10 protein-coding genes are annotated in these 18,199 nt (G+C 48.1%); all 10 read left to right on the top strand.

Annotated features, from left to right (window positions below; translation table 11 throughout):
* Positions 1-81: 81 nt before the first annotated feature.
* The 10 genes from cls to ACE5KN_RS15790 all read left to right on the top strand — a co-directional run bounded on the left by cls (position 82) and on the right by ACE5KN_RS15790 (position 18,150).
* Positions 82-1,530, top strand: coding sequence for a cardiolipin synthase (gene cls / locus ACE5KN_RS15835; protein WP_375524678.1), 1,449 nt, complete (start codon positions 82-84; stop codon positions 1,528-1,530).
* A 287-nt stretch (positions 1,531-1,817) separates the two neighbouring features.
* Positions 1,818-2,576 (top strand): RHS repeat domain-containing protein, encoded by a 759-nt coding sequence (locus tag ACE5KN_RS15830; protein ID WP_375524677.1) that lies wholly within the window; start codon positions 1,818-1,820, stop codon positions 2,574-2,576.
* Positions 2,577-2,591: 15 nt separating this feature from the next.
* Entirely contained in the window at positions 2,592-11,336 is an 8,745-nt protein-coding gene (locus ACE5KN_RS15825; RefSeq protein ID WP_375524676.1) for an RHS repeat-associated core domain-containing protein, read from the top strand.
* Between the two features lies 1 nt (position 11,337).
* Positions 11,338-11,820 (top strand): hypothetical protein, encoded by a 483-nt coding sequence (locus ACE5KN_RS15820; protein ID WP_375524675.1) that lies wholly within the window; start codon positions 11,338-11,340, stop codon positions 11,818-11,820.
* A 307-nt stretch (positions 11,821-12,127) separates the two neighbouring features.
* Positions 12,128-12,508 (top strand): hypothetical protein, encoded by a 381-nt coding sequence (locus tag ACE5KN_RS15815; protein WP_375524674.1) that lies wholly within the window; start codon positions 12,128-12,130, stop codon positions 12,506-12,508.
* 85 nt (positions 12,509-12,593) lie between these two features.
* A complete protein-coding gene (locus ACE5KN_RS15810; protein ID WP_375524673.1) occupies positions 12,594-13,055 on the top strand; it encodes a hypothetical protein in 462 nt (153 codons plus the stop codon).
* A 113-nt stretch (positions 13,056-13,168) separates the two neighbouring features.
* Positions 13,169-13,501 (top strand): Imm8 family immunity protein, encoded by a 333-nt coding sequence (locus ACE5KN_RS15805; RefSeq protein WP_375524672.1) that lies wholly within the window; start codon positions 13,169-13,171, stop codon positions 13,499-13,501.
* Between the two features lie 302 nt (positions 13,502-13,803).
* On the top strand, positions 13,804-14,637 hold the full coding sequence (gene licT / locus ACE5KN_RS15800) for a BglG family transcription antiterminator LicT (RefSeq protein WP_375524671.1): 834 nt from the start codon (positions 13,804-13,806) through the stop codon (positions 14,635-14,637).
* A 113-nt stretch (positions 14,638-14,750) separates the two neighbouring features.
* Positions 14,751-16,661 (top strand): beta-glucoside-specific PTS transporter subunit IIABC, encoded by a 1,911-nt coding sequence (locus ACE5KN_RS15795; RefSeq protein WP_375524670.1) that lies wholly within the window; start codon positions 14,751-14,753, stop codon positions 16,659-16,661.
* 25 nt (positions 16,662-16,686) lie between these two features.
* Complete coding sequence (locus ACE5KN_RS15790; protein ID WP_375524669.1) at positions 16,687-18,150, top strand: glycoside hydrolase family 1 protein; 1,464 nt, start codon at positions 16,687-16,689, stop codon at positions 18,148-18,150.
* The last annotated feature ends 49 nt before the right edge of the window (positions 18,151-18,199 follow it).

Below are 18,199 nucleotides of genomic sequence, written 5' to 3'. Positions count from 1 at the left end.
TTATCGGAATGCAGCGGATGACCGGAACACAGGCGGTTAACGATGCGTAGAGAATAGAAAAAGGGGTTAACAGGAGGCAGCATGCACATTACTTCCATTTTGCTTGGCCTTGTTATTGTATTGAATATCATTTTTTCACTGTTCATTGTGTTTCAGGAACGAAGGGATGCAGGCACGACCTGGGCCTGGCTGCTGGTGCTCAGCTTTATTCCGGTGCTTGGTTTTGTGCTGTATCTGCTGTTCGCACAGAATCTGACCCGCAGGCATCTGTTTCAATGGGCGGATCTGAACAAGCTGGGGACAGACAAAGTGCTGCACAGGCAGCTGGACAGTCTCAGCTCGGACGATTTTCATTTCCGCAATCCGGCCACTTTGGAGTACAAAGAGCTGATCCACATGCATCTTGTCAATAATCGGGCAGTGTATACGGAGGATAATTCAGTGCTTCTGTTTACGGACGGAAGGGACAAGTTCGGCCAGCTGTTCGAGGATATTGAGAATGCGCAGGATTTTATTCATATACAGTATTACATCATCAGAAGGGATACGCTTGGCAAGCGGCTGCTCAAGGCTTTGACGGAAAAAGCGAGGCAGGGCGTTAAAGTGCGGGTGCTGTATGATGAATTGGGCTCACGTTCGTTGACGAAAGGCTTTTTCCGCAGCTTCCGCGAGGCAGGTGGTGAAGTGGAGGTATTTTTCCCGTCCAAGCTTCATCTGATCAATTTGCGGCTGAATTACCGCAACCATCGCAAAATCGTCATTATTGACGGCAAAATCGGCTATATTGGCGGTTTTAATGTCGGAGACGAATACCTGGGGATGAACCCTAAATTCGGCTATTGGCGGGATACGCACTTAAGGATTCAGGGCCAGGCGGTGTATGCGCTGCAGACCCGGTTCATTTTGGACTGGAATCAGGCGTCCCGTAACCATGATATCAGCTATGAGCTGGACCTGTTTCCGGAGGTGGTGTCTGATGGCTGCGTAGGCATGCAGATCGTAACCAGCGGCCCGGATTCGGAGTCGGAGCAGATTAAGTACGGCCTTATCAAAATGATCTCGTCAGCCAAAAAGTCCATCCTGATTCAGACGCCTTACTTTATCCCCGACGCCAGTTTGCAGGATGCGCTGCGGATTGCCATTCTATCCGGGGTGGAGGTCAGCATCATGATTCCGGACAAGCCGGATCATATGTTCGTCTATTGGGCGACTCTGTCGCATATCGGTGAGATGCTGAAGGTCGGCGCCCGTGTGTATATTTATAATAATGGGTTCATTCATGCGAAAACGATTGTGGTGGACGAGGAAATCGCCTCGGTCGGCACGGCCAACATCGATGTGCGCAGCTTCAGGCTGAACTTTGAGGTGAACGCTTTCTTGTATGACGAAGGGATTGCTGAGCATATGGCCCGCATTTTCGACAAGGACATCGCCGTATCCCATCAGCTTACTTATGATGAATATTTGAAGCGGCCGAATTGGATAAAGATTAAGGAATCGATCTCACGGCTGTTGTCGCCGATTCTATAAGAATTGCTTGATAACCCCCATTTATCTGGGGGTTATTTTTTGTTCGATATAGGCCATTGAGCCTGAGGCAATGGTTAGAAATCCGGAACGTAAAATAAATTCAACCAGGCTATATAAGTTTGTAAAATCTATTGACTAGGTATAAGGATTTATTTACCATGGGAAATACGCCTTTGTTTTACATGGTTTTTATTACTAATAAAGGGGGTTGGAGATTAGATTCACCAGAAACATTCTTAAAAAGAAAGTTTTAATTTTTCGAAGGGAGACAGAGTTATTTGAAAAAGATGATCAGGTTACTTGTTGCTGCGGGGTTATTCATTGGAGCTTCCGCGGGATTCAGCCATGGGGTGTCAGCCAAGCAGTACGAATATGACGAACTGAACCGCCTTACAGCTGTTGAGTCTGAAAACGGCAGAACCACCTACACCTACGATGCGGGCGGAAACCTGTTAAGTGCTGCTCATTCACCAATGGACGCTTCCTCTTTTCCCGTAACAACGGACATTGCTCCTGGATGGGTTCCCTATGCCACCAGCGGGGTTGAGGCAGAGTTTACTGTAGTTACTGAAGCTGTTTACCAGGATCAGCCGCAATCTGCAGTAACCAAGGACGTGTACAGCTCCGTTGGTCAGGATGAGTATTCTGTTACAGGAGATACATATGTTGATCAGGGAACCATGACCGTGCAAAATATCAGCGCCCGGGCGAATCAGACCGGCGGTGTCAACATTTACCGTGATCTGGATATCTCAGGAGGGCAGACATATATTGTTAAGGGTTTGACTAAAGCCCCCCTCATCGAACAGTCGGTGGTAAAGGTGGTCGTTAATTATTACGATGCCAAGGGGAAATTTATCACGCATCATAATGCGTTGATTCTGCCGCAGGCAAGCGGCTGGGAGAGCTTCTATTCTGAAACGGTTTCTCCCCAAAATGCAGTAAAAGCAAGAGTTCATTTACAAATTACGATTTTGCAGAAGAGCGGGTCTGGCGAAGCCGGTTTTGCCAATGTCTCCTTTCAGCCTAAGCGTAATGATGAATAAGGAAGGGGAGCAGATATGTTACGTACAAGCATGCGCTTGGTTTCGCTGATCCTTGTTTCCATTTTTGTAATGATTGGACTAAAGAATTACCCGGTATTTGCGGCGGAAGCGAACTCTTATACGCTGTACAGCGGCCAGAGCGTTTCAGTAACCCTGGCTTCCAGCAGCACAACCGCTTTCACGGTGAAGGGTGATTCTTTTGATTATGTCAAGTACACGGATGATGGCAAGCTGTCCGCAAGCGGGCAGTACACGAGAAGCTACAGTGTAACTTTGTATTCAGGGCAAAGGGCCGTATTTACCAACACTTCCTCATCCGAAGTAACGATCACATCCAAGACAAGGCCAGTTAATTTTACAGCCAGCTCAACACCGGCTATGCAAAAAAGAAATGTTGCCCCAGGTGCCAGTGTGCTGGTTCGCAATTCCAGCAGTGCTTCCGAAAGTGTAACATTCGGCGGGCTGAACGATTACGCCAAGTACGATGATGAAGGGGTGCTCACCACCTTTGCGCGCAACGATAAAGGCGGGTCTATCGCGGTTTCCGCCAACGGGGGAACCGTAATCACCAACAGAGATCAGCAAACGTTTCAGCTGATCGGAGCCAGCGAGACATTTACGTTCACGGATTCGACTCCCGCTTCGTTTCGGGAAACACTGAAAACGGGCGAATCGCTTGAAGCAGAGAACATAGCAAGTAAAGCCTTTAATGTGTACTACCAAAGCGAAGGAACATTATCCTATGAATATGTAGTATATAAAGCGGATGGAACGGTCGATTCATCCTCCACGAGCGCCAAAAGCTCATATGATTTAATCGGCACGGGAAAACGGCTGGTTGTCACGAACCGCGGGAGTGATCCCCTTGTTGTGATCGGTCCTTACGATGCATTTAGCGTGACAAACGAAAATAACCCAGCCTATGTCGAACAAAAAATCCAATACGGCGAGAGCTACAAATTTACCAATATTCAAAGCAAAACCTTGGGGCTGTCTTATGATGGTACATACGATTTTGCAGAATATGATTCAACGGGAAAAGTGCTTGATTTCGGGCATGACTGGACAGGAGATTATTCCTATAACAGTATCATTGCGAATGATTATGTAGTCGTCACCAACCGAAATCTTTCTCCGGTTACAGTTACATTGGCAAAAGGAGCCTTTAAAATCGAAAGGAGCATCAACCCTGCGCTGTCCGTGTCCTCTCTTTCTCCAGGAAAAAGCATGGAAGCACTGAATACCAGCAGCAGTAATGCTTACTTGGAGATGGAAGGCAGATACGATTACGCTCTCTATAATGCCACAGGTATTTCTGCCCACTATGAGAATTCACTCATCGATCTTCTTAATCTGCGGGCAGGGGAACGTGCGGCATTTACGAATATCGGAACAGAGACCAGAGAGATTTACGCTCCGTATGAGATATTCAGGTTTATGGATAGAGCTGCAGAGGTTACTTTCCACCGGGTGTTATCCCCCGGCCAGTCTCTCAAGCTGGATAACAAGGCAGCTTACGCCTTTAACGTAAATGTGGACGGACAGCATCACTACGCGACGTACGATGAAAATAAAAGAGTCCGCGACTACGGCAATCCTGTTGTGGGAGAACGTCATTCTGTTGCAGATTCAGAATGGATGGTTGTGACCAACAGCGGGCTTTCCGACATGGAAGTAACGGGCGCTTACGATGCGTTTAATATTTTGTCCCGTACAGAGCCTGCTCTGTATAAAGGTTATCTTGGAACGGGTCAGAGTGTGAAGCTGAAAAGCTCAAGCCCATACCGTTTTGATGTCTATTTAGATGGAACCTACGACTATGCCAGCTATAACACGGATAATATTCCGCGTTCTATCGGGCGGAAAGAGACCGGCGATCTGGCACTGTTGGCCAATGAGCGCGCAACGGTAACCAATACAGGGAATACGCTGCTGGTCATTCTCTCGCCTTATGATGTGACGACCGCTCAGACAAGTTCAACACCGGCGCTTGCTGTAAAAACACTTTTGATGGGCGGCAGTGTGGAGTTTGTGAATAAATCCGCTCTTTCCGAACAGGTTCGGATTACCGGCATTCATGACCTGATGGATTACGCGGAAGACGGAAGCCCATATCTGTACAACCGTGACCGGTTGACCGGGTACAAATCCATATCGGCTGGACAGAAGACGGCATTCATGAACACCGATATCGAAGCAATTGAAGTTTATGGAGCTTATGAAATATTTGAAATGAAGGAACGCAGCAACCCGGTAACCTTCAGCAGGACATTGACGGCCGGCAGCAGTGTGGACTTCAAAAATGTAACGGCCAGATCCTTCTATATCTATCCGGAAGGGACATATGACTTTGCGTTATACGATGCGGAAGGAGACGCAGATGGTGTCGGCCGGGGTACCGATTCCGGGCTGAAGCTGATCAGTGCAGCAGAACGGCTGGCTATGACGAATGTTTCTTCCTCGTCCATGATCATAGAAGGGCCATACGATGCTATCAAAATAAGCGATAGAACCAAACCGGCCCTATTCGAGCGTGTTTTGCAGCCAAGGGAGAGCATGGAGACGGTGTACACCGGACCGGGGAACGGAAATGTCTACTTTACGGGCGATTATGATTATGCCATGTTTACGGACGGCGTTCTGACCACCTATTTCCGCAATCAGTCTCTGTCAAGATCAGTCAGTCCAGGGGAACGGCTGGCTGTAATGAATGCTGAAGCAGAGCCTATTACGGCTTACGGGGCATTTGATGTGTTCTCGGTTACGGGACGGGCCAATCCGGTTACTTTCCGGACGAGTCTGGATGCCGGCAAGCATCTGGATATTGTGAACAAGCATGCCACCAAAGCGTTTAGTTTGTATTTTGACGGTGTGTATGACAACGTCATTCGCAGCAGCGACGGCAAGCTGCAGAACCTGTATTATGCGAATGAAGATCGGATTCTGTCTGTATCCAGAGGGGAGAAAATCGCAGTCTCCGCCTCCGGGAACAGCCCGGTGACGATTGAAGGCTCCTACGATGCGTTTACCGTGACATTCAGAGCCAATCCGGCCTTGTCCAAGATTGAGCTGTCTCCAGGGCAAAGCATGGAAGCTGTCAACACCGGGACGACGGACGCCAGGTTGAAATCGACAGGAACCTACGATCTGGCAAGGTACGATTCATCCGGCATGCTTGATTTGTACGACACGAAGGCTACCAATGCATCGGTCCACTCTTATGCGCCGGGCGTTAAAGTGGCCGTGCAAAACGTCGATGCCGCCAATATTGTGATGTATGCTGCGTTTGAGGACTTCACGTTCCAGAGAAGAGAGAATCCGGTTACGTTTGAACGTACTCTCTCCACTGGAGATATTCTGGAATTTGCACACAAAACGAATGAGCCGTATGAGCCTCTTAAACTGAGCGGCATATACGACTACGCGCAATATAAAAATGACGGGGGAGTAAACGGGTTTGCCGCTTCCGATACGGCTGCAGCCGCCAGTATTCCCCGGAATAACAGAATTGTCGTCACTCCGGCCGACGGCTCGAGCTTAACGGTGCGGGGACCGTTTGACGGTTTTACCATTAAAAATTCGGCAATCAAGCCTGTGACTGTTAAGACACTGAATCCAGGAGAAAGCTATTCCATAGTGAATGTTTCGCCTGCCGGATTCAGCGCAAAACTTAGCGGTACCTACAGCTATCGTACCTATGACGCGGAGGGTAAGCTGCGAAGCTCGTACGACAACAGTACGAACTCCATCCGCATGATTCAGGATTCGTATAGACTGGTCGTCATCAACACAAGCACGGAGACCGTAACGGTGACAGTTCCTACGGAAGCTGTGATGGAGACGGATGGTCAGGATCTTGTAGTAAAATCGCTGGCCATGGATACGACTTTGAAAGTCACCAATGTATCTGCTGCGGCGGAGCAGCTATCTCTGCGGGGCATCTACGACGTTGCCGTGTATAATTCCGCGAAGCAGCCCGTAAGTTACTCCAGAAGTACTTCTGCTGCGAAATTGTCGCTGCCGGCGGGTTATTATGCTGTTGTGACAGGAAAGCGCCAGGAGCCGACCATAATCAGCGGCAGCCCGTCAGCTTTTGAGTTCTCGGAACACGCAAATCCTGCGATCCGGGTTGTTACACCTGCTGCGGCAGGAAGCGCAAAGATTCAAAACATCAGCACGGTCGGCTGGACGCTGTCTACCCGGGGAGCGGCGGATTGGGTCCGTTACGATGCCTCCGGAGCAGTGCTGGATTATGAGCAGGGCAGCAATCATACTTCCTATACGATGGAGCCGTCCCAGCCGCTGAAGGTTACTCCTTCCGCATCCACATTGGAGCTATGGGGTCCTTTCGAAGCCATGAAGGCAGAGGAATTGGAAGAGCCTGCGCTGATTAACGTCCGTATGAACGGAAACAGCGCATTGAAGGTGACCAATTTAACTTCGGCAGCCCGTACCTTTAAAGCCGAAGGCAACTTTATGTACCGGTTTGGGAATGAAGAAGAGAAGCAGGGGCAAAGTCCGTTCACTGTGTCTGCAGCCCAAGCGGTCATTATTCGCAACCCGGGCATGGCGGCCTATCAGGTATACAGTCCGTACGGATTCTTTAAGTACGAAGATGCCCGTCAGGAAGAGGCGGAAGCTATTTCAGGCAAAAAAGCGGTCGACAATATCCGCAAGGTTGATCCTAGCGGCTACGATCCGCTGACGCTTCACGCTGATCCAATTGATACAGCAACCGGGGCTCAGATTATGAATCATACGCTGCTAACGTCCCATGCTGCAGTGCCGGTTCCATTCCAGGCTCAATACTACTCGCTGCTTACCGGAGACGGCGCGCTGGGCATTGGCTGGAGCCATAACTATGAAATTCGTCTGAAGCCGGCTGCAGACGGGCAATCCGCTTCGGTATATTGGAATGCTTTCCGCTACAATTCCTTTGTGAAGGGTGCGGATGGAACGTATACCTCCAGCGACAAATCTGTTCTGCATGACCGCTTGACTCAAACGGGCGACGGCGGTTATGTGCTGAAGCGGAATGACGGAACCGTCTATACGTTTGCAGCAGACGGTACGTTGAGCTCTGTGGCGGAACGCGGCGGAATGAAGCTTGTCCTGAAATATTCGAATGCTGGCGAGCTGGCTTCGGTAACAGAGCCGCTGACCGGAGACGGGTTAACCTTTACCTACAACATAGCGGGCGATATGGTGACTGCCGAAGAACAATCCGGCAGAAAGGTAAGCTTCGCATATGATGCCAAAGGCAGACTCACGGAAATTACGGACGCCGACGGTCATAAGACACAATATACGTATAATGCCGATGACCAAATCGTCTCCGCTGTAACGGAAGGCGTCCAATTGTTCGAAAATACGTTCGACACGGAAGGTCGGATCATCAAGCAAAGTGACGCCAACTCTGCTTCCACCTCCTTCAGCTATGAAGAGCAGGATAAAGAGCTCGTTACAACGATTACCGACCGCAATGGCAATATCCAGAAACGGAAGCACAATGCCCGTTATGAACTGCTTCAATCGATCGACGCATTGGGCCGCGGTACAGAGTATGTGTACGATGATAAGGGCAACAGAACTCAGATCACGAACTCACTGGGTCAAACCGTGCAGTATACTTATGACGCTTACGGCAATGTGACAGGCGCCAAAGACCATACGGGACAGTCTGTGAGCATGACGTATGACGAGAACAACAATCTGACAGGGGTAACCGGTCCTGACGGCAAAAAGGTCGCTTATGAATATGATGAAAAAGGCCGTTTATTGACAACAACCGATCCCCAAGGGAATAAAACTTCATACGAATATGACGAGAACGGTCTTCTGCTGGCCGCTACGGATGCGCTTGGCAATAAAACAACCTACGGCTATGACGGAGGGCGCCTGAAGCAGGTGACGACGGCTGCAGGCGAAACGCTGACATTCGGCTATGATCAAGCCGGACGCCTGGCCAGTCAGACTGATGAAGAAGGCAATCAGTCCAAATCGGTATACACTGACAATGATCTGCTTGTTTCCTATACCGATCCATTAAACCGTACCTTGAAATATGTGTATGACGGCCAAGGAATGCTGAGCGAGGAAACGGACGCGCGCGGAAATACCACGAAGTACCGGTATGACGGCAACGGCAATCTTACACAGGTCACGAATGCACTCAATGAAACGGTAACGCTTGAATATGACGCGGAAGGACGTTTGACTGGAGCGGTTGATCCGCTGGGACGGCGCATGAGCTTCACCTATGACGCCGCGGGCAATGTGTTAAATGAAACGAATGCAGAGGGTGAACAGGTTCGTTATGTGTATGATGAACTGAACAGACTGGTTAAGGCGTATGATGCGCTTGATCAGCTTGTATATCAGGTATCCTACGACAGCGCGGGCAACCCGGTTACGATCAAGGATGGATTGGACCTGGCCTATGGCGGCTCTTACGATACGCTGAACAGGCTGAAGGAGAGCATGGATCCGCTGAACCGCAAGACTGTGTTCACCTACGATGATCTTAACCGTCTGACCTCGGTAACGGACCCGATGCAGGGAACAGCCAGTCAAAGCTTTGATGCTTTGAGAAGACTGACGGAAGTGACGGATCCTAACCAAAATACGACGGTGTACAAATACGATCCGGTCGGACGGGTTGTCAGTGAGACGGATGCCGCCAGAGGCGTGCATACGTACAGATACAATGCCATCGGCTTGATGGAAGGCGAAACGAACAAGCGCGGCCAGAACGTGGCGTATCAATACGATACGGCAGGCCAGCTCGCGAAATTCACCGATCCTGACGGCAGTGTAGCCTATGATTATGACGCCAACGGCAATGTAACGACCGTCAGCAGCGAAGGGCAGGCCATTACCCGCAAGTTCGATGCCCTGAACCGGGTGACAGCGTACACGGATCAGGACGGCAATACGATCAAGTATGCCTATGATGCGGCAGGCCAGTTAACCACGCTGACCTATCCGGATGGCAAGACGGTGATTTACACCTATGACGGTGCGGGCAGAATGCGCACGGTTACGGATTGGGCGGGCCGTACTACAAGCTATGCTTATGACAAGAACGGGCGCCTGACCTCGACCCACCGTCCGGATGGAAGCACGGAGTCCCGCACCTATGATGCGAACGGACGTCTGTTGACCCTGTCCGACACCAAAGCGGACGGTACAAGCATTACGGATTATGTCTTCACCTATGACGCCGCAGGCAATGTCATTTCCGAGACTGGTGGAGTTACCTCGGCAGGGCTGGATTCTGTTACCTTTGATGTATACGGTCCAGGGCTATCTCCTGCACCGGAAGCGGAAGCGGGCAGCAGCGTCAGCGTCAGCGAGGATGTATACGGTCCGACTGGGCCGCAGACTGATCTGAATCTGACGTATACAGCGGATAACCGGATCGCTACCATGAATGGGGAACCGGTGCTGTATGATGCGGACGGTAATATGATCACAGGTCCGCTGCAGGGCACGATGCAGGCATACACGTATGATTCCCGCAATCGTCTGCTTGAAGCGGGAGGCGTAAGCTACGGTTATAACAGCGAGAATGGGCGCACTTCGGTAACGGTAGACGGAGTAACCACCAAGTACGTAATCAACCCGCATGCTAATCTGTCTCAGGTCCTGATGGAAACGGATGAAAACGGCAATGTGCTCGGGTATTATGTATACGGGCTGGGATTGCTGGGCCGTGAAGATGCGTCCGGCGCCTACCAGACGTACCATTACGACCGCCGCGGCAGCACAGTGGCGCTGACCGATGCAGCGGGTGAAGTGACGGATACGTATGAATATGGTCCTTACGGTGAATTGCTTTCCCATGAAGGCAATACAGCGCAGCCGTTCCTGTACAACGGCCGTGACGGTGTCATGACGGATGCAAACGGTCTGTACCATATGCGTGCACGCTACTACAACCCGGAAACCAAACGGTTTATCAACCGGGATGTCGTGACAGGCACAATCGCGGATACGCCGACGCTTAACCGGTATGCTTACGTAAACGGCAACCCGATCTCCTACGTCGATCCGTTCGGCTTAAGCCGGGATTCGGACTCCTGGATGCTCAAGGGAGGAGACTTCCTGGTGGACATGATCCCAGGAGTAGGCACCCTGAAAGGCTTCCAGCAGGCCTTTACCGGAGTGAATCTGGTGACAGGAGAGCAGCTGTCCGTCTCCGAGCGCTGGGCAGAAGGTATAGGAGCATCACTGAGCTTTATACCGATTCCGGGCATGAAGCAGGCCGGGAAGTACGGCACGGAAGGCGTAATTTTTGCGGGGAACGCGATTAAGGGATTGTTTAAAAAGAAAGCAACACAAGAAGCTGCCTCAACTCCACTGAGATACAAGCTGGATTTGCAGATGTTTGGTGGGGGAGCGGGGAGTCCTAGGACTTTTGTTGATGAGATGGATGCTTCAGAAGCAGCTCGATATCAAAGGTATTGGGAGCAGGATATAAATCCAAACTATAAGGGAGCACCTAACACAAGAATGAGAACGTATGCTACACCTGGTACGCGGAGCATTATAGACCAAAAATTGAGCAATACTGGTGAATTGTACGAGAGAGAAACAATTTATGATCAGTTCGGTAGAAGGATCGGAAATAATGATTATACAGACCATGGGAAGCCACATCATCATGAAAGTCCACACCATCATCCAAACCCATGGCAGAATCCTACACAACACGGCCCTAATACTCCTGGTCTTCATCCTAATACTCCGAGGTGGTAGTATGATACCAATAGCCCATTATCTTTTTGCGATCTCTTTTAGTGGTTATTACAAAAAGAAGGACTGGCAAAATTGGGCGGACCAACGTATTGTAAACCAAACATCAGTGGAAAATTGGTTGATTAACATTTCGTTAGCCAATAGTATTGATATGTTAAGTAACGCGCTAAGTGATTTATTAATTTCGGAGAGGTACGAGTTAAAAAATCTAGATCCCTCTAGTGATGCAATAATTGGATATTTTTATTTAATGTATCTAGACGGCAAATTATCTCTTCAAGATTTATTGTTGAAGTCGGGGGATGAGGCAGATGGTGGTGAAGGTGCATCTGTTGAATGTGAAGAGTTTTATGCAATTAGTAATGCCTTAGAAAAAGATACACTTCTAATGGAGGACATTGACTTTCAAAAGAAAATATCTATATTATACGAACCTTTTAAAAAAATCGCTCAGCTACAAAAGGAAGAATTAGAAAGCTATTGACACCATAATAACCTTGATTGGCTTCATGCCATTCAAGGTTTCTTTTTTGGAGGGGAGTGACGAATGGATTCATCATCCAACCGACTACACGTATAACGCATGTAATATCTATATGAGGGTATCTCGGAATCAAATGTATGCATATAAATGTCATACAATATAAAAAAGAATATCCAGTTACTTTGAACAATTGGCAGTGTTCAATCATTCCTCCCGCTGGAAAGGCGCTTATATAGGCAGAGGGTTATCGTATATATTTCAAAGAGAAAAAAAAGTTTGAAAGTAAAGTGATCAGAGGGTGAAAGACATGGCTCGTAAAATAATTCTAATTGACACTAATTTTTGTAACCCGGATACGGGTCAACCTGTTGTGCCACCTCTTGTTATAGAGAAATTTGGATTATCAGTGGGTGATAATGTTGTTACGTACCAAGATGAGGATGAATGGGAGGGTGTTATTCATTTTGATTCATCTCAACAAGAGGATCTGCAATGGTATATCGAATTGGATCCGGGTACACATAAAGAAGCATCAAGTGAGAGAGTAATAGGAAGGGATGAGGACTACCGAAATGGAGTGGCTGATGGTGAATTAATTGCAAGAATAAAGATTGCCGAAGAGTTGTTAAACAATGGATTTGATCTTGAAACTGCTCAAAAGTTACAAAATTATCGTTTGAACGTTTAAATATCATGAAAAGTCGTATTGAGTAACTAGTGAGTTGAACAATTACTGGTTTTTTTCGAAGACCTTAACTTTTAAGAGGTGTATAATGTCATATGTTATTTTTGATTGCTCTCAGTTTCTGACTTTTAACTGTGAAGAGGAAATTTTTAAGAATGAAGCAGCACGATTTGAAAGACTAGGAATGAAAGTGTTGTTAAAAGAAGAAATAACTAAAAAGAAGCTAACGTATTTGAGTGCTGTCCTGCAAGAAGAAGTGCTCAAGCTATTCGACCAAGAATTTATAGGTATATTTGAGGATTGGAAGGAGGAAGAAAATCCACCCATTGAACTCATCAACTTAAAAGAAGAAATTAGTGGATTTTGCAGCAAGTTGAACATTAAGTCTTTGAAACTAATCATCATATCATGCGCTTCAGAAAACATTGAGGAGGATACAATAGTTAACAAGATGGTTGAAATCGACCAGTTCTCTGCAGGACTTTTTGTACTATCCAAATGGAATCTTAAAGAAGTAGCTGATAATTTGATTCTTACAATTAATCTATAATTCTTTAACTGGAATTGCAGCCAGTGAGAGGCATTTGAAAGCTTTCGAGCAGGCCATTACCAGATTGAATCGGGTGATTCCATATCGATATTTTGGATTAGGAGAACAGTTCAATGCTAGTTATAAAAACTCTAACCAGGATATATGAGGATTGGGGTGATGATATAGACGATTTTTATATTACTGATCATATAGATATCGGCCCTAAGGAGATAAATGGAGCATCAGACTTATTTTCATTTGAATTAGTCAGTCCTAAAAGGTTGGAGAGGATGGCAGATCAAGGTGGTATTATCATAGGACGCGGTCATATGATTACGAGTGATTTTAATGAAAATAAACTTGAAGAAACATTAAGCCGTATTGTTAATAAGTGTGCAGATGATGATATTAGCAAGGCAAACAATAACCTCTCTAAATACTTTCGTTGGGAGATGGACGAGTAGTAACATAAGTGAGTTAATAAAAATTAGATATAATTATTATTCTTGATTGTTTTCTCATCGATCCTATTGCAGGTTCTTTGTGTTATGGCTACTTGGGTCCTTCAAGGTTTCTTTTTCGCGTGATTACTGAGCAACCTGTTCGTAGTTCAAAGCCACAGGGTTGACACCGTTTACAGTACATGTTATTTTCGTTATGAGGCTTGTTACCGGTAATGCGGGCAATACCATAAATAGAAATGGATTAATTTCTGTTTCTGTTTTGGTGTTGCCCTTTTTTAATCCTCACAAACAGGTGATCCGATGTGAATATAAAACAAATCTTTAATAACAACATTGTCAGTACGGTGGACGACAAAAATCAGGAGCTGCTTATCCTCGGCCGGGGTATTGGCTTCAACTACCGTGCAGGCGATCCAATCGATGAAAGCAGGATCGAGAAAGTATTCCGCCTCCAGGACGCGAAAATTTATGAGAAGTTCAAAGCGACCGTGATGGAGGTTCCGATCGAAATTCTGCAGGTGACCGACGATATTGTCAGTCTGGCGCGCACCCAGTTGAATAAAAAAATCAGTGACGGGATTTATGTCTCCCTGTCCGATCATATTCATTTCGCCGTGCAGCGGATGAAGCAGGACATGATCGTCCGCAACCCGCTGTCGTGGGAAATCCAGCATTTTTATAAAGCCGAGTATGATGTGGCAAAGGAAGCGCTGCACATTTTGCGAGAGCGTCTGGGGATTGAGTTTCCGAAAGAGGAAATCAGCAACATCGCACTGCATTTTGTGAATGCTGAAATCAATGATTCCATGAGTGATGTGACGCAAATGATGAAGCTGCTTCAGGAGATTATGAACATTATCAAATATCACTTTAATGTGGAATTTGATGAGGACAGTGTGAATTACTTCCGTTTTATCACACATCTCAAATATTTCTGCCAGCGTGTCATTACACATACCAGCCATGATGACGCGGAGGAGTATTTATACGAGGTAGTAAAAAAGAATTACCCGGAGACCTTCAAATGCATCCGGAAGATTGAGAAGTTTATCTACAAGAACTACGAGTACACGATGACGCATTCCGAGCAGCTGTACTTAACGCTGCATCTGGAACGGCTTATGAAAAACAAATAACGTATTCCGGGCTTGTTACTGTTAAATCAGGCAATACCTGAATGAACAAGGCGCGTTTTGAACGTGTCTGTTCGTTCGGGTATTTTTTTGGCCCAAAAATGGAGGAATCAAAGATGGATCATCAGGAAACGGCCCGCAAAATTGTCGATGCCGTCGGCGGGACGAAGAATATCAACTCTGTGTATCACTGTGTCACACGTCTGCGCTTTGATCTGAAGGATAACGGTAAAGTAAACGACGCAGAGCTGAAAAAGCTCGATAAAGTCATGGGCACGAATGTCTCTGGAGACCAATTCCAGGTCATTATCGGTAATCAGGTGGCCAGTGTATTTAATGCAATGGTCAAGGAATATCCCGCTTTCAAGAACAGTGACGGGGCGGGAGCAAAGCCTGCGGAAGAAAAGAAGCAAAATGTCATTTCAAGATTGTTTGAATTTATTGCAGGAGTTTTCGCTCCGATTCTGCCGGCCATCGCGGGCGCGGGTCTGCTCAAGGGACTGATCGCTCTGCTGGTATGGCTGGGATGGATGACGGCCGGCACAGATGCGTACCGCATTATTTCAGCTATCGGCGACGGAGTGTTTAATTATCTCCCGATGCTGATTGCTTTCAGCGCGGCCCGTAAATTCGGGAGCAATCCGTTTGTGGCGGTAGGCGTAAGCGCAGCGCTGATGTACCCGGATATTACTGCATTGTTATCATCCGGTGAGCCGGTTTCCTTTATCGGCATTCCCGTCACCGCCGTTACTTATGCATCTTCGGTCATTCCGATTTTGCTGGCCATTTGGCTGATGTCTTACGTCGAAAAAGGCGTTGACCGCATCATTCCTTCTTCATTGAAGCTGCTGCTTGTGCCGCTGCTTACGCTGCTGATTGTAGTGCCAGTCACACTGGTTGCCATCGGTCCGTTGGGTACGATTATTGGTAATGCGCTGTCAGGAGGCATCAACTGGCTGCTGTCGGAAGGCGGCGTGATTGCCGGTATCATCCTGGGCGGGGCTATGGCGCTGATCGTCATGACAGGTATGCACTATGCGCTCGTTCCGGTCATCATCAGCAATCTGGCCACGCTGGGTGTGGACAAGTTCCTGCCTCTTACCTATATCTCCAATATGGGCCAGGCAGGTGCCACTTTGGGGGTGTTCTTCCGCGCACGGGATAAAAAATTGAAGTCCATGGCGTTGTCGACGAGCTTTACCGCCCTCATGGGGGTAACCGAGCCGGCCATGTACGGGGTCAACATGCGTTACAAAAAACCGTTCACCGCCGGGATGATTGGTAGTGCCGCAGGCGGCGGTTTTGCCCTTGCTTTTGGCACCAATGCTTATGTATTGGCAGGTAACGGCGGTATCCCGGGACTGCCTGCATTGATCGGACCGACGTTCTGGTTTGGCTTGGGAGGCATGGTGATTGCGTTTGTGGTGGCCGCCATTGCGGCTGTTATCCTCGGAATTAAAGAAGAGCAAGGCGATGCTGTTGTTCAGACAGTAGGCGGAACGGAAAAACAAGCACAGCCCAGCACAGTAGATGAAGCTCCGCTTGATATCGAGACGGACAACCCCATTCCGGCTTCTAACGAAATAATTTACTCTCCTCTGACCGGTAAAGCGATTCCGCTCAGCGAAGTCAACGACCCGACCTTCAGCGATGAACTGATGGGGAAAGGGGTTGCCTTTGTTCCGGAGGTGGGGGAACTGGCTTCTCCTGTAACAGGCACCGTGATGAATGTGTTTAAAACGAAGCATGCCATGGTCATCCGCAGCCATGACGGCGTTGAGCTGCTCATCCATGTCGGCATCAATACGGTCAAGCTGCGCGGGCAGTATTTTGAAGCCCATGTACAGACTGGAGACAAAGTCCAGGCGGGTGACAGGCTGCTGACGTTTGATCTCGAAAATATCGCTAAGGAGTATGACATTACAACCGCCATGGTGGTTACCAACACCAGTGATTATCAAACGGTGCTTCCTGCGAAGCTTGGGGAGATCAGCATCAAGGAGCCTGTTTTGAAAGTGGAAGTTTGATCAAAGCAAAAAGGAGCTGACAAATATGAGTACAAAATATGTGTTTCCGGAGAATTTTCTGTGGGGCGGCGCTATCGCCGCCAATCAGGCGGAGGGCGCCTTTGACGCTGACGGAAAAGGATTATCGACCGCCGATATGGTTCCTTACCATAAGAAAAAGGATTACGCCAATCTCAGCGCTCTGATGCACGTCTCCAGTGAATCGATCGCGGAGGCAATGAAAGTCAAGACCGCCGACGGATATCCAAAGCGCTATGGCATCGATTTTTATCACCGGTATAAAGAAGACATCGCACTGTTCGGGGAGCTCGGATTTAAAGTATTCCGTCTCTCCATGAACTGGAGCCGCATCTTCCCCAACGGGGACGATCCAGAGCCGAACGAAGCGGGGCTTCAGTTCTACGATAATGTGTTCGATGAAATGCGCAAATACAATATTGAACCGCTGGTCACGCTGTCCCATTATGAGATGCCGATGACGCTTGTGCTCAACTATGGCGGATGGAAAAACAGAAAAGTGATCTCCTTTTTTGAGAAATATGCCGAAACGGTTATGAGACGGTACAAGGACAAGGTAAAATACTGGCTGACCTTCAATGAGATCAATACAACGATCATCGAGCCGTTTACAGGTGGTGGGATTATTGGCGACCGCGAATACAATCTGCAGCAGGCTTCCTATCAGGCGCTCCATCACCAGTTTGTAGCGAGCGCACTCGTGACCCGCAAAGCGCGGGAGATCAACCCTGAATTCCGCATCGGCTGCATGCTGGCCCGCATGATCCATTACCCGGCGACCAGCAGCCCGGAGGACGTTCTTCAAGCCCAGGTGGACAACCAGCTGAACCTGCTGCATACCGATGTCCAGGTACGGGGCAGTTATCCGCCGTTTGTTAAACGCTATTTCGAGGAAAATAATATTCATATTGTGCAGGAGCCGGAAGACGCTCAAATTCTGCTGGAGAATACGGTGGATTTTATCTCCTTCAGTTATTACACGTCCCTGATTTCCACCACCACTCCTGAGAAATATGGCGTAACGGGAGGCAACCTGTACAGCACGGTCAAGAACCCGAACCTGAAGGTGACGGAATGGGGCTGGCAGCTTGATCCCATCGGCTTGAGGGTTGTATTGAAAGAGTTTTATGACCGCTATAGACTTCCGTTGTTTGTAGTTGAGAACGGCTTGGGCGCGAGGGACAAGGTGGAAGAGGATGGTTCCATCATTGATGACTACCGGATCGATTATTTCAGACAGCATATCGGGCAGCTGGCGGAAGCGATCAAGGATGGCGTGGAGGTGATGGGCTACACCAGCTGGGGAGCGATTGACATCATCAGCGCATCCACCTCGGAAATGTCCAAGCGTTATGGCTTCATTTATGTGGATCAGGATGATGAGGGACATGGAACGCTGAACCGGTACAAGAAAAAGAGCTTTCACTGGTACAAAAAAGTGATTGCCTCCAACGGGGCGGACTTGAGCTGACAGAAATAAACGGGGTTTCCGACTTTTGCGGAAACCCCATTTTTAGGAT

Origin of the sequence: Paenibacillus terreus, assembly GCF_042138595.1 — a bacterium.
GTDB classification, from domain to species: Bacteria; Bacillota; Bacilli; order Paenibacillales; family Paenibacillaceae; genus Paenibacillus; species Paenibacillus terreus.
The sequence above is the reverse complement of the archived record's forward strand: the minus strand, read 5'-3'. Positions and strand labels throughout refer to the sequence as shown.

Coding starts and splice junctions, on each gene's coding strand:
- cls (WP_375524678.1), top strand. CDS start 82: ATGCACATTACTTCCATTTTGCTTGGCCTTGTTATTGTATTGAATATC.
- ACE5KN_RS15830 (WP_375524677.1), top strand. CDS start 1,818: ATGATCAGGTTACTTGTTGCTGCGGGGTTATTCATTGGAGCTTCCGCG.
- ACE5KN_RS15825 (WP_375524676.1), top strand. CDS start 2,592: ATGTTACGTACAAGCATGCGCTTGGTTTCGCTGATCCTTGTTTCCATT.
- ACE5KN_RS15820 (WP_375524675.1), top strand. CDS start 11,338: ATGATACCAATAGCCCATTATCTTTTTGCGATCTCTTTTAGTGGTTAT.
- ACE5KN_RS15815 (WP_375524674.1), top strand. CDS start 12,128: ATGGCTCGTAAAATAATTCTAATTGACACTAATTTTTGTAACCCGGAT.
- ACE5KN_RS15810 (WP_375524673.1), top strand. CDS start 12,594: ATGTCATATGTTATTTTTGATTGCTCTCAGTTTCTGACTTTTAACTGT.
- ACE5KN_RS15805 (WP_375524672.1), top strand. CDS start 13,169: ATGCTAGTTATAAAAACTCTAACCAGGATATATGAGGATTGGGGTGAT.
- ACE5KN_RS15795 (WP_375524670.1), top strand. CDS start 14,751: ATGGATCATCAGGAAACGGCCCGCAAAATTGTCGATGCCGTCGGCGGG.
- ACE5KN_RS15790 (WP_375524669.1), top strand. CDS start 16,687: ATGAGTACAAAATATGTGTTTCCGGAGAATTTTCTGTGGGGCGGCGCT.